Genomic DNA, 13,795 nt, shown 5'->3' on the forward strand with positions numbered 1-13,795 from the left:
AGCGCCGCATTGCCGTCCATTAACAAGAATCTTGCTAATCGCTTTCACTTCTGGCATTGTTCATAATAGAGCTGTATTCCTCAGTTGGAGGAGTACATGAGTAGAAGGAGTACATGCTCACGTTCTAATTCTGTATAAAGAAATCTGGGAGGGTAACAGGTAATGAGAATTAAGTTTGATCTTTTTCCGGGCGGAGTTTCTAAAGCGCTAACAACGAGCTGGGATGATGGAAGAATCTACGACAGACGTCTTGTGGAGATCCTTAACCGGCATGGGCTGAAGGGATCCTTCCATTTGAATTCGGGGTTCTTCGGCAAGGAAGGCTATATCACTGAAGACGAAGTGGCTGCGCTCTATGAGGGGCATGAGATCTCAGCACATACCAGTACTCATCCTTTCCTTACCATGACTCCGCGCGAGGGGATCGCGGATGAGATTCTGACCGACCGCAAGGCGCTGGAAGCGCTGGCCGGTTATCCGGTAAGGGGCATGTCCTATCCGTTCGGCAATTACGATGATCAGGTGATCGGCCTGCTGCCTGCCATGGGCATTGAGTATTCCCGCACGGTGAATTCGCACCGCAGCTTCAGCCTGCCGGACAACCTGTTGGCTTGGCACCCTACCTGCCACCACAAGGAGATGCTGGCCCTGGGCAAAAAGTTCCTGGAGGAGAAGCCCCGCTTCTCGCATATGCAGCTTCTCTATGTCTGGGGACACAGCTATGAGTTCAATGACGATGACAACTGGCAGGAGCTGGAGCAGTTCGCCGCTGTGATGGGCGGCCACGAAAACATCTGGTATGCCACCAATATCGAGATTGTGGACTACCTGTCCGCCCTTCAAGGACTGCGCTTCTCTGCTTCGCAGGAGATGGTATATAACCCTTCGGCAACGGAGGTATGGGTCTCTGTGGGGGATGAAACCCGCCGCATCCCGGGCGGGGTGACGGTGAAGCTAGGGTAGGATTGGAGTGAGACTCGGGAGCTGAATGAGGGCTAGAGAGCTGAATAGAGAGAAAATTCGGGGGAGACTGTGGCTAAACTTGGACGGTGGCTAGGCTGAGACTTGAGGCTGGGCTGAGACTTGGGTCTGTCGTTGAAACTGAGATTATAGCTGTAACTGGGGCTGTGACAATGCAGTCAACTAGTTCCAATCCCGATCAGCCCCCACCGAGCTGCCACAAGAGTCCTCCCTTCAGCCTCAGCACACCACAGCTATAACTCTAACCGTGCCGTGCCCGAGTAACGTGTAGGCGGCATACTTAATTGCACTCTGTACATCTAAATCGTCTGTTGTACCGCCGAATATTCGTTTAACTGTATTTCGTACAATTATAATAACGCTATAGCTGGATTCTTGCTCATTCGGGCTAATTTAGTTGTACCAACTACACTTAGAAGAGAAAAGTCTTCCTTTTCGCAGGTTTTAAATGTACAGAATACAACTACCGCTGAATGATCGCTGCGAATGAAAACTTGGAGCTCCAAGCATAGCCGCATTACGCCGCAAAATGGAGTGTGCTTCCCTAATCATATGAAATTAAAACACATTACTTAAAACACATGAGATAAATCATACGACATAAAACACACCTATAAGTTAGTTTAAAAACCCGATTCCGCGCAGCCCCAGGGCTTGGCGAAATCGGGTTGTTGTTGGTTGTTGAGGTTTGTTGTGGGTTTTCGAGTGTTTTGCGGGTATTTCGTTGGCATACGTTTGTGCAGATGGTGGAGAATAGAGCGCTGTATCAGTCGTTGCCTGGCCGATCCCGCTACTCGCGGCAGACCAGACAGTGTAGGCAGGCCAGGCCGCCGCTACTGCCAGCTACCGCCAGCTACCGCCAGATACTTCCACCTACTGCCAACCTCCGGCGGCAGCATCAGGATGCTCCTGCCTCGCTATCCAGGTGAGGCAGGCCGCCCGCAGCAGCGCGTCGGTCCGCTGGGCCGCGCCGCAGAAGACCCCGCTCAGGCCGATCTCATACAGATCGGCCAGCGCGTACGCCGCCGGTGCCCCCGCGGCGAGCACTGCCGCCGCCGGCCGCACCCGGCGCACGGCGGCCAGCACCCCAGCCGCCGCCTGCGCGAAGCCCTCGGCGGCGTTCTCCCCGGGCGCGGCCTCCTCCGCCGCGCCGTCCAGCACCAGGAAATCGGCGATACGCGCGATTTCCCCGGCGGCAGCCGGCCCCACATCGGGCGCGAGCAGCGCCCCGATGCGGCAGGCTGCCGCATAAGCGTGGCCGATAGTCTGCTCGGCCACGCCCTCAATGAATTCGCGCTGCGCCGCGAATTCCTCCAGGCTGGCGGGGTACGGCGCCAGCAGGTCAATGCGGCTGTCGCCGCCCAGCCGCTGGCTGTGCAGGGCGGCGGCGAACAGCGCGCCAAGCTGCGCATCCTGCAGCGTGGCCAGCCGGTCCGGGCGGGCGGCGAGCTCTGCCGTGTAAGGCAGAGTGACTGCGGCCCATACGCCGTCCGCCGACTCCAGGAGGTCGGCAGCAGCAGCCCGCAGCCGGTGATAGATCCGCTGCAGGATACGCTCAGCCTGCACCGGCTCCTCATCCCCGCACGACATCCAGCGCGAGTAGAGCGCCGACAGTTCCGGCTCGTGCAGCCATTCCTCGCCCCGGATCAGGCAGGGCCCCGCAGGGTAGACGCCGGGCGGCTCACGGCGGACAGCCCCGTCCCCCCTGCCCTCGCGCAGCACCAGGAAGGCCTGGCGCTCCCCGGGACGGCGGATATACGTGCGACTCGTACTCACGTTACTCTTGCGCCGGTCCCCCTCAGCAAGAAATTCCGCTGCGGCGGAGGCTACAGATGCGGACTGGCTCATCTCTGTACCAGCCGCCCGGCCACCGGGGTCAGACTGGAACGGATGCTCCTCATACTTTGGACCCTCATTCTGCTGGCGTTCAACCTTCATCCTCGCACCCACCTTTTCTCACTAGGATTACTGCCGTGCTGTTCCTCTCAGGACTGCTGTCAACACCTCACATGCTTCATTCTATAGTTACGGGCAATGATGCTGAAATATGCAAACGGTATCAAATGAATGCGGCTGCATCTTACCCGAATGGGTAGTGGACACGGTGGGGCGGCGAGTTGAGGGAAGTACGCGAGTTGGAGTAGGCGGGCGAGTTGAAGTCGGTGAGTAAGCTGGAGTAAGTCGGGCGAGCTGGAGTGGGTGAGTAAGCTGAAGTAAATCGGGCGAGCTGAAGTGAGTGAGTAAACTGAAGTAAGTGGAGCGAGCTCAAGTGGGTAGGAAATAACTTTCACATATTTTGTTGTCAGTCTCTAATGGCTTTGAACCGGGGTTGGGATTCGGGTTCGGCATGGTCCATAGCTGATCTAATGTATTTACTACAGCAGATCTTCTCTTTAGCGGTTGCAAAAAGCGATCTATTGCAGTTTGTACAGCAGATTTTAGCGGGAGGGGTGTTTTGGGGCCGTATGCCGGAAATCTGTTGTATGGAATACATTAGAACGGATTTTAACGCCGAAAATGGCCTAATCCATTGCAGAAAGTACAATTGCCGTGCAACTTCAGCGCGAACACATACCTCACCAACCGTTTTACTCACAAACTATTCCCCCGCTGACACTCCTCTCTCTTCCCATTACTCCCAAACCCACCTCCTGCTAAAAAACAAGACCACTGCCTAATGCAGAAATACGCTGCATCAAACAGTGGTCTGTAATTCCTCTTCCTATGCTGCAAGGAACAGCGCCTAAGCCTGCTGGCTGGCAGCGATCGCCTGCTCCAGATCATAGAGGATATCGTCGATGGATTCAGTACCGATGGACAAGCGCAGCAGCTCCGGTGTAACACCGGCGGTAATCTGTTCTTCGTCCGACAGCTGCTGGTGAGTGGTGCTCGCCGGGTGGATGATCAGCGACTTGGAATCGCCGACATTGGCCAGATGGGAGAACAGCTTCACGTTCTCGATCAGCTTCACCCCTGCGGCCGCCCCGCCCTTAATTCCGAAGGTCAGAATCGCGCCCTGGCCCTTAGGCAGATATTTCTGTGCCAGCTCATACGAAGGGTGACTCTGTAGTCCAGCATAGCTGACCCACTCTACCGAATCATGCGCCTCCAGATACTGGGCAACCTTGAGTGCATTCTGGCTGTGGCGCTCCAGACGCAGGTGCAGCGTTTCGAGACCCTGCAAAAGCATCCACGAGTTGAACGGTGAAATGGCCGCGCCTAGGTCACGAAGCAGTTGAACCCGCGCCTTGATGATATAAGCAATCGGACCGACCGCTTCAGTGTAAACTACCCCGTGGTAGCTCGGGTCCGGCTCGGTCAGGCCCGGGAACTTGCCGCTGGCCTTCCAGTCGAACTTGCCGCCATCCACGATGACTCCGCCGATAGAGGTACCGTGGCCGCCGATGAATTTGGTCGCCGAGTGCACGACGATATCCGCCCCGAATTCAATCGGACGCAGCAGATACGGACTTGGGAAGGTGTTGTCTACAATCAGCGGAATCCCGTGCTCGTGGGCGATGGCTGCAACCTTTTCGATATCCAGAACGTTCCCTTGCGGATTACCAATCGTCTCAGCGTAGAGCGCCTTGGTCTTGTCCGTAATCGCTGCCCGGAAGTTCTCCGGGTTATCGGAATCCACAAAATTCACCTTAATGCCCAGCTTGGGCAGCGTCGTGGAGAACAAATTATAAGTTCCGCCGTACAGGCTTGCGGAGGAGACAATCTCATCCCCTGCCCCGGCAATATTCAAAATAGAGAAGGAAATCGCTGCTGCTCCGGAAGCGGTCGCCAGTGCCCCTGCCCCGCCCTCCAGCGCGGCAAGACGCTGCTCAAACACATCGGTGGTCGGATTCATCAGCCGGGTATAGATGTTGCCGAACTCCTTGAGCGCGAACAGATTAGCAGCATGCTCCGCATCCCGGAAACCGTAGGATGTAGTCTGATACAGCGGCACGGCACGGGCTAAAGTAGTGGGATCAATCTCCTGGCCTGCGTGGATGGCGAGGGTTTCAAAGGACAGCTTGCGCTCTTCTGACATGGGTATTTCCTCCTCTAAAATAGGTAATGTCAAATGTTAACTCTATAAGATTGTACCTATTCTCTCACAAACCATGTCATTTGAAAAGATAAAATTCTTATTAATTCACTGTGTTTTATTAAGTTTAGTAAGCCCCGGCATAGCCTCATGGCTGCTGCGCTATCCCCTTCATGAAGCTCATGAATTTCTCCGCAATTTCTTTGGGATGGGAACGGTACAAATAATGATTGGCATCCAGCAGCTCCATGTCTGCATGTACGGAATTCTGGATCAGCTTCTCATGCTCAGGAATCCATTGATCGGTTGCCGGATGCTCTGCTTGAACAAAAAGAAGGACAGGAAGATTAGGAGGGAACGTTACCCCTCGCTGTTCAGCCCCTCTAAAGCTGGAGTACATGTTTTCTGCCTCATTTAACAGAGTGGTGTTATACATATTTCTCTGTATCAGCAGTTTCAATTGTTCTTTGGTATGTTCATCATATGCCAGTCCCTCATAAGGGTCAGCACTCAGCTTCAATTGCAGCCGGGCGAACCCCAGATTGCGGAACCATTTAACCATGCTTGTCTCTGAAGACTCTATTTTCTTCTCGCTCAGCGAGGGTACACTGTTATCCAGTCCGACAAATGCACTGACTTCATCAGTATATTTGTTCACATAATCCAGACTGTAAATTCCTGAAATGGAATGGCCCATAAGGATGTAACGGTCAATATTGAGCTGCTGCAGTGCTTCATGGATTTCACTTACGATGTTCTCTGAGGTTCGTTCTTTCTTCGTCGCATCGCTTAAGCCATAGCCGAAAGGCTCAACAACTACAACCTTATAATGTGGAGACAGCTCGTCAATGAGCAGCTTGAAATCAAGCGCCGGTGAAGCTGTTCCGAAGCCGGGAAGCAGCACAACCGTGTCCGGGCCGTCGCCTTGAATGAACACATTCATATTCTTGCCGTCTACGGATACATGCTGGCCGTAAGGCTCTATCCTTTTGGCCTCCGCATTGCTGCTGATTACATTCGTGATATACACAATCCCCACAAAAATCACAATAGCGAGCAGGATGGCTCCCAATATTTTAAGCAGAATCTTGCGCAGTTTCTTGAACCCCGTTTGATTTCCCATTATGTTATTCGCCGATGGTCTCATGTTCATCTTCCCCTATCTTAACTGGTAGTAAGCTTGCTTCATTGCCGTTAATGCAAGCTTACCGAACGAAGATGTACTCTTTATGACGACAATATGAACAGAATATGAACCGAATATGTACTATCAGGCGGACGCTCTCGCTCCTACAGTTCCAAAATTCCCCTCCGCCACTTTCCCTTTCCGTATATTTTCAAGTTCAATCTATATAAGCAAAAATGCTACAGTTACCTACAAGCGAGCTTGTGTGCAACCGTAGCATAGAATGAGAGTGACGAGCCTCAGGTGTCGTAGCTGACCAGATAATGATGGAGCTCCGTATTATAGCTGCCGATGCTGTGTTCGATCAGCCTGCCTTCCCCGTCATAGGAGTTGCGCAGGCGCTTCAGCACAGGCGTCCCCGGCGGAAGCTTCAGCAGCAGGCATACCTCGGGTGGTGCTGACTCGACAAAAAACCGGTCCCTGAAGTTCTCCAGCACGATGTCGTTCTCCTCCAGCGAGTCGTACAGGGACTGGATGTCCTCCCCCAGCTCTGCCGACCCTCCGCCCGGCAGGGCTGCTGCCGTCAAGAAGTGCACCAGATGGATATAAGGCTGTCCATCCAGAATATACAGACGTTCAATCCGCTGGCAATACGGCCCGTAGCGGCTGTATTCCTCTGTCCCAGTCTCATTGGTGACCAGACTTGTGCTCAGCAGCTTCTTTTCCAGCTTATGACCTGCTTCAACCAGCAGCTCTGTGAACCGTTTGCCCTTAGAGAGCTTCTGATAGGCGGTATTGCGCATGACAATGGTTCCGACACCGCTTTTCTTCTGCACATAGCCTTCCTGGGCCAGCTCCTGGACCGCGCCGCGGACCGTCATTTTGCTGACACCGAACTCTTTCTCCAGCTGCGGCTCGGAAGGGATAATGCTGCCGAGCGGGTATACCCCGTGCAGAATCCGGTCCTTGAGGATCTTCTGGATCTGCTGGTATAAGGGGCCTTGCTTGCGTTTCAGAGACACCTTACGTTCACTACCTTTCAACATCTGAGGTATGGCCATCCAGCGCGCGGAGCACCTCGCTCTCGGTGAACAACGCTGTATCGCCCGGGATGGTATGGGCCAGCATCGCTGCGGCCGCTGCCATATCCACCGTCTGCTGCTGCGGATAATCCTGCAATTCACCATGAATAATGGCACTGGCAAAAGCATCCCCGGCACCGATCCGGTCATACACAGGGAAGGTGAGCTTACGGGAGAACGCGAACGTACCTTGACGGTACAGATATCCTGTGAGGGAATGCGAATTGTCTGCGTTAATCTCACGGTGGGTGCCCGCTGCTGCGGCGATTCCGAAGCGCTCCGCCACAGCGGGAACCGCTTGCTTCAACTGTGTTATTCTATCATAATCTGCCGCTGCGGTGCCAAGAATGTACAGCGCATCCTTCTCGTTCATCAGCACCAGATCGGCAAGCGTAAGCAGCTCTTCGTAATGCGGGCGGGCCTTAGCATACCCCTCCTCGCCCCATAATGCCGGACGGTAGTTACAGTCGAATACCACCCTGCCCCCCGCACGCTTCACCTCTGCCGCAAGCTGCTTCATTTGCCCGCGCACCCTGTCATTCATAGCCAGCGTAATGCCGCATAGATGAAGCACATCCACCCGGGAAGCCAGCGCCGCCATATCATACTGATCAGCCTCAGCGGTATTGAAGCTGCTGCCCAGCCGGTCGGTATACGTGACTCTTCCGGGGCGGGCACCGAACCCGTTCTCCAGGAAGTACATCCCGAGGTGCTTGCCGCCCCTGCGGATCAGTGACGTATCTACCCCAAGCTTGCGCAGATAAGCAATCGCGGCTTCCCCTACCGGAGTCTCCGGCAAGGTCGTGATTAATGCTCCGTTATGGCCATATCTGGCCAGCGCTGCCGTTACATTTACCCCGCTGCCCGAAAAAGAGTACTCCAGCCTGCTGCTCTGGGCCAGTGTCTCCACCCCCGGAACCTGCAGCCGCATCATCACTTCGCCAAATGCAGCAATTCTAGGCATACCGGTCCACCAGCGATTTCATCGTACCAAGCAGTGTGCGGACATCCTGCACATTCGTGCTTCCGGTCTGCGGATCAATGATCGAGGAATAGACATGCGGGATAACCTGCGGTACACCCGCCTGAAGCGCAATCTCCAGAATGGGCGCGAAGTTATCCAGATCGATGCCGCCCGTAGGCTCCAGGGCAAATCCGGCTTCTCCGCAGGCCTTGGCTACCGCACGATACTCTTCTTCCAGCTCCAGCCCCTTCATCGGATAATATTTGAGCGCATTGCCGCCCATGTCCCGGACCAGAGCGATCGCGGCGTGCACCGGAACGATGGCCTGCGAAGCATTCCCCGAGCTGACCGGGCCGGTGGATATATTGACATAACCGGGCTGTCCGCAGGGAGAGACCAGGCTGTTAATCCAGCTATCTTTTGCTCCCAGATTGGCCCGGGTCGCTCCTACAGCCGGAAACACCTGATTGATATGGCTGCCCGCATAGCTTGAAGCAATCTCTGCGACTACCGCCGCCTGGCGGTTGTCCCCGGCTCCAAGCCCGATGGATACGGCGTCCTGAATCACCTGTCCATATTCCGTCATAGCGGCGGATGCTTCCCTGGCGTTGGCGTAATTTTTGGAGAGTACGCCTACCAGAACATGCCCTTCGGCAGCCTCGTATATATCCTTGGCATTCCTGATACTGCCGGCCAGTACATTCAGTGCCGCTCTGTTCTTATAGAATCGCTCCTGAATCTTGCTCATTATGATCTGCCCCCTATAATCTCATGAATTCTGCTGACAATGACCTGCAGATCATCGCCTTGCAGCGGCCTTGGATCGATATCGAAATACCCTTGCTTCACTCCATAGTCCCGGGTATACACTGCAATCTCGCCTTCCCGCAGGCGGTCATTGACCTCCCTTGCATCCACGCCCGCAGCAGCAGCATCAATCTGGATGCGTCCCCGGTAAATCGCCCGGCCCGCTTCATCCTGCACGGTGCGGACCGACACTCCGGGAAGACCGGCCAGCGGCTGAAGCGCCTCCAGTGCCTGCTTCTCCTGCTGGCTGTTGTCCGCCTTGTCCTGGTACTCGTCCAGAGCCTTGAGCAGTCCGAAGGTCGTCTCTTTGCCGACCTTCATGCTGCGGCCGATCCCGTGCAGCTGCACCTTCAGCCACTGGGTGTATTTCTTCCCGCCCGCTACAATGCCAGAAGTTGGACCTTCCACAGCCTTCGAGCCGCTGTAGATGGCCAGATCGGAATACTGGACATACTTCCGCAGATCCTCCTCCGCAGCCGCATCGACAATCATCGGTACTCCCCTGCGCTGTGCCACCTCCCAGGCTTCCTCCACCGAGATCATATTCTTCTGGACGGCGTGGTGGGATTTCACATAGAGGATCGCTGCGGTACGTTCACCGATGGCCTGTTCAATATGCTCTGCACGGCCTTCGTTGGCATATCCCGCTTCAACCACCCGGCCGCCGCCAAGGAAAACCATCGTCTCCACCGGCGCTCCATACTGCACATTATGGCCCTTCAGCATAATGATCTCATTCTTCAGCACCGGCTCCTGGTGCAGCCGCAGACTGAGGCGGGGATCTCCGGCGGTCACAATGGCTGCCACCGACAGCGCAATGCCGCTGGAGGCCGAATTCACGACAACAGCCCCTTCCGAGCCGAGCAGACGGGCGATGTACGCTCCCGATTTGTCCACCAGATCCGCAATCTCCACGTACTGCTGCCCGCCCTGCTTCATTGCCTCCATCACCGAATCTGTTGGCGCAGATACACCAAGGATGCTCATTCTTCCACTGGCATTAATCACACGCTTCAATCCATATTTAGCTTGTAATGAGTGATCCATTGATAAAGACTCCTTTTGCTTCAATATAGTGATTCGCGGTCCGGACATCGCCCTCCGAGTCCATAAGCTGCTTCTCTCCGGCTTCCAGAGCGAACAAAGTCAGGTTGGCCTGCCCGCCTACCCGGATCTGCCCAAGCTCCGGCTTGCCGAGCCACGCTGCGGCGCTGCTTGTGACTGCACGGATCACCTCTCCCAGGCTGTAGCCGAGATAGAGGAATTTGGTCAGTACATCCGCCATACTGTACACTGGACCATTCAACCGGTTGCCCCGGTAGATGTCTGTGCTGATCGTATTCAGCCCGATACCAGCCGCCTTCGCCTGCTCCGCCACCCGGAAGGAGAAGCTTGCGGTGCCGTGTCCTACATCCAGCCGGACGCCCCGGGCTACAGCAGCCAGCAGCTCCGGCAGCGGAGTGCCGTCCGCCTGGAACAGATTATTGGCTTTGCCGTTCAGGTAATGGGTAATTACATCGCCTGCCCGCAGCAGCTCCAGCACTTCGCAGATGGCAGGCGGAGCGGAGCCGATATGCACCATGAGCGGGAGCTTCATCTCATCCGATAAGGTACGCGCCAGCTTAAGCGGCTGTATGCCGCTGTCTTTGACGACGCTTTGGCTGATGCGGGCTTTCAGGCCGACGATGAATTCAGGATAAGCCTCTACTGCTGCAAGTGCGCAGTTTCGGTCAATCCAGTCCAGCTTGGAGAGCTCATCGGTCCGCGTAAGGCCGATTCTTGAGATATTGAGCAGCGCGAATACCCTTGTATCCGCCAGAAGACTGGCACTATAAAAAGCCCCGATCCGGTCTGCCCCGCAGCTTCCGGCATCCACCACTGTCGTCACTCCCTGCTTCACCCCGATCTCGTCGATCACATCGCCGTAGGGGTCAAGCTCCGGCACAGCATGTACATGCAGATCAATCCATCCGCTGGAGCCGTATAACCCGGAGCAGTCCAGCAGGGTCCTGCCTCCTGCCTGGCCCGGCGGGGTAATCGCGGTGATGATCCCATCCTGAATGGAGATATCTACCGTCCGGCCGTCCACCAGCCGCAAATTGCGCAGCACGTTCTCTGTGCCCACTCGTCCCATCTCCTTCTTCAATTACAGATTTACAGGGGAATTACAAAAAATGATTAATGACATGAACTCCATAGATCCTTATATTTAACAAGTAGTAACGGCCGTGCCGTCCTCTTATAAAAATATAAAGCTGCTTCACTCTAAAGATTATAATGTTATAATGTTTATAGTAGCACAAGTGTAATCCAGAAGATAACTGCAATTTCTGAGTCAAGAGGTTCCATCCTAGATTTCTAGTCCGAATATCTTAACACTGGAGGTACTGCTGTATGGCTAATTCCGCACCCCAGCCATCCTTGCTGAACCGGTTCCGGCTGACCTGGAATCATTTCAAGTCAAGGCTGCTGCTGAAATATGCTTTTTCCTATATCCTCATGTTCCTGATCCCGCTCACAGGTGTTACCATCTTCGTCTATGAAAACGCCGTCAAGGGCCTGCGGGTCGAAATTGAACAGTCAAATGTCAATCAGCTCAATCAGGTGAAAAGCACCATCGACGGCCGGATGAACGAGCTTCAGGAGATCGCCGGAAGAATCGCCTATGACAAGCATCTGACTCCTTATATGGTCCGGCATCCCTATTACAGTCTGGAGGCGATTCAGGCACTGGCCAATTACAAGGCCAGCAGCAGCATCGCGGAGGATCTGTTCCTCTACTTCCACGGTGATTCCAATATCTATTCTTATCGCGGCCTGGCTGATCTTCATGTCACCTTCGATACCCTCTATCAGTTCGAGCGCTGGACCCCGGAGGAGCTGCGGCGCGACTTGAACGAGACCCGTCAGCCGCTCGTCCGTCCTGCCGAGAATGTGACTGTCAATTCCCGGATGGAGCCGATGCTCGCCATGCTTGTCCCGGTGAAGCCGAATGACCCTTTCCCTTACGGGACGGTCGTCTATCTGATGAAGGAATCTAATCTTACCGGCGTTATGGATTCGGTTCTGAGCGATTTCTCAGGCAGCAGCTATATCTTCGGCCCCTCCGGCGAGGTGCTGACCGCGAACAGCCATGGCGTCAGCTTTCCCCAGAACGAGCTTCAGACCCTATCCGCCCTTGAGCCGGGGATACACAATCTGGAGCTGGACGGGGAACAGTACTCCGTCGTGTCCGTGCAGTCGGAGGAGAATGGCTGGACCTACGTCACCACGATGCCCAGCTTCCAGTTCTTCAGCCGCGTTGCCCATGTCCAGACACTGATTTTGATTGTCTTCTGTATTACAGTCGTTACAGGCATAGCGGCCGCGCTGCTGCTGGCCAAGCGGCAGTATCACCCGATCCGCGATCTGATGGAGTTCGCCAAGCCGAGAGGCAACAGCAATGAGGCTCCGAAGCTGCGCGATGAATGGGAGTCCATCCGGCAGACGCTTCATGACTACAGTGCCCGGATTGATCTCCAGGAGCCTTTTGTCCGCAACCAGTGCATGCTGCTGCTGCTCAAGCACGGCCAGCCGGATGATCCCGAGATTGAACAGATGATCCTGAGCGCAGGCTTCCGGCATCCGCAGGGACAGGGCCTCTACTTCTCGGCCATCCTGTCCTGGGATGATACCGCTCCGGGCGGCAAGTCCTGGCAGGAACGCCATCTGCTGCAGGAGATGCTGAGCAATATCTGCCTGCCGGGCCCGGATGCGCAGATCTTCGGAATTGAATTCTCGGTCAAGGACCAGTTCGCCCTGATCATCTCCCTTCCAGGGGAGGGAGAACTGCCCGTTCAGAGCCGGATGGAGCAGGTGATTGAAGCGATTCAGGATGTGATCCGTGAACACTCGCAGCTTGCGCTGAGTATCGGTGTCGGTATGGCCTACCGTGATCTCGCCCGGCTGAACCAGTCTTTCATTGAAGCCGCCGCCGCGCTGGAGCACCGGATGATCCGGCGCAGCGGCCAGGTCACCTACTTCGAGCAGCTTGCGGAGCTGAACCCTGCCGCTGCCGAGAGCTTCTGGATTCCGCGTAAAACCATGCTGAAGCTGGAACAGAGTCTGAAGCAGGGCAACGAATCGGTAGCGGCCCAGATGATTACCGACACCATTGACACGATCAAGGACGAGCTGCTGCAGGTTCATCTGCTGCGGTGTATCTGCTTCGATCTGCTGAACGCTTTTCTGCGCACCGCCTCCGAGCTTGGTATGGATGAGGTGTTCACCAATATGCCGGAGCTGACCTCCTTCGAGACATTAGAGGAGCTGGAGAGCCGGCTGCTCTCGCTGGCTTCCGCCATTTGCGCGCAGGTCGAGCGGAACACCGAGACCAGTGAGTCTTCCCTGATGGATGACATTCTGGCGTACGTGGACCAGCAATTCGCAGATTACACCCTCAGCCTGGAGCATGTAGCGCTGAAGTTCGCCATCTCGACCTCTTATTTAAGCCGGAGCTTCAAGGAGAAGACTGGCAGCAATTTCTCGCAATATATCTGGCAGCGGCGTGTGGACGAGGTCATCCGTCTGCTGGAGAACACCAGCGCACCGCTCAAGGAGATCATCGAGCAGGTCGGTTACCTGGATGCGCCCAATTTCATCCGCAAGTTCAAAAAAGAAACCGGTCTGACGCCGGGGCAATACCGCAAGGAACATGCCTTGAAGGGGGCCGCTGCGAAAAGACCGGTTTGAGGCGGGGCTTCCGCCCTGTGGATAGGCTGAACCGTGGATAGGCTGAACCTGAAATTGCGATGTCCAAG

Annotated in this window: 10 protein-coding genes; 2 read left to right on the forward strand and 8 right to left on the reverse strand. The window is 55.2% G+C overall.

The window, feature by feature from the left end; translation table 11 throughout:
- Nucleotides 1-162: 162 nt before the first annotated feature.
- Nucleotides 163-963 carry a polysaccharide deacetylase family protein gene (locus MKY12_RS27335; protein ID WP_339311631.1) on the forward strand — a complete coding sequence of 267 codons (801 nt, stop codon included), beginning with the start codon at nucleotides 163-165 and terminating at the stop codon, nucleotides 961-963.
- 891 nt (nucleotides 964-1,854) lie between these two features.
- Here the strand turns inward: MKY12_RS27335 and MKY12_RS27340 are convergent.
- The 8 genes from MKY12_RS27340 to MKY12_RS27375 all read right to left on the reverse strand — a co-directional run bounded on the left by MKY12_RS27340 (nucleotide 1,855) and on the right by MKY12_RS27375 (nucleotide 11,121).
- The gene (locus tag MKY12_RS27340; protein WP_339311633.1) at nucleotides 1,855-2,919 is read right to left on the reverse strand and encodes a hypothetical protein; all 1,065 of its coding nucleotides are present in this window, start codon (nucleotides 2,917-2,919) and stop codon (nucleotides 1,855-1,857) included.
- A gap of 805 nt (nucleotides 2,920-3,724) precedes the next feature.
- Nucleotides 3,725-5,020, reverse strand: a complete 1,296-nt coding sequence (locus MKY12_RS27345; protein ID WP_076084569.1) for a homocysteine synthase — start codon at nucleotides 5,018-5,020, stop codon at nucleotides 3,725-3,727.
- A 145-nt stretch (nucleotides 5,021-5,165) separates the two neighbouring features.
- On the reverse strand, nucleotides 5,166-6,140 hold the full coding sequence (locus MKY12_RS27350) for an alpha/beta hydrolase (protein WP_339311634.1): 975 nt from the start codon (nucleotides 6,138-6,140) through the stop codon (nucleotides 5,166-5,168).
- 302 nt (nucleotides 6,141-6,442) lie between these two features.
- A complete protein-coding gene (locus MKY12_RS27355; protein ID WP_209876752.1) occupies nucleotides 6,443-7,189 on the reverse strand; it encodes a GntR family transcriptional regulator in 747 nt (248 codons plus the stop codon).
- Nucleotides 7,176-8,189: a sugar kinase gene (locus MKY12_RS27360; RefSeq protein WP_339311635.1), complete on the reverse strand. Its 1,014-nt coding sequence runs from the start codon at nucleotides 8,187-8,189 to the stop codon at nucleotides 7,176-7,178. Before MKY12_RS27360 ends, MKY12_RS27355 begins: the two co-directional genes overlap by 14 nt.
- A complete protein-coding gene (locus MKY12_RS27365) occupies nucleotides 8,182-8,937 on the reverse strand; it encodes a KDGP aldolase family protein (RefSeq protein WP_339311637.1) in 756 nt (251 codons plus the stop codon). The genes MKY12_RS27360 and MKY12_RS27365 overlap by 8 nt, the downstream gene beginning before the upstream one ends.
- The gene (locus tag MKY12_RS27370) at nucleotides 8,937-10,043 is read right to left on the reverse strand and encodes a DgaE family pyridoxal phosphate-dependent ammonia lyase (RefSeq protein ID WP_339311638.1); all 1,107 of its coding nucleotides are present in this window, start codon (nucleotides 10,041-10,043) and stop codon (nucleotides 8,937-8,939) included. The genes MKY12_RS27365 and MKY12_RS27370 overlap by 1 nt, the downstream gene beginning before the upstream one ends.
- Complete coding sequence (locus MKY12_RS27375; RefSeq protein WP_339311639.1) at nucleotides 10,021-11,121, reverse strand: amidohydrolase/deacetylase family metallohydrolase; 1,101 nt, start codon at nucleotides 11,119-11,121, stop codon at nucleotides 10,021-10,023. Before MKY12_RS27375 ends, MKY12_RS27370 begins: the two co-directional genes overlap by 23 nt.
- A gap of 269 nt (nucleotides 11,122-11,390) precedes the next feature.
- Here MKY12_RS27375 and MKY12_RS27380 point away from each other — a divergent pair, with 269 nt between their 5' ends.
- Nucleotides 11,391-13,727, forward strand: a complete 2,337-nt coding sequence (locus MKY12_RS27380) for a helix-turn-helix domain-containing protein (protein WP_339311640.1) — start codon at nucleotides 11,391-11,393, stop codon at nucleotides 13,725-13,727.
- Nucleotides 13,728-13,795 lie beyond the last annotated feature (68 nt).

Source organism: Paenibacillus sp. FSL M7-0896 (assembly GCF_037975415.1).
Classification (GTDB): domain Bacteria; phylum Bacillota; class Bacilli; order Paenibacillales; family Paenibacillaceae; genus Paenibacillus_AQ; species Paenibacillus_AQ silagei.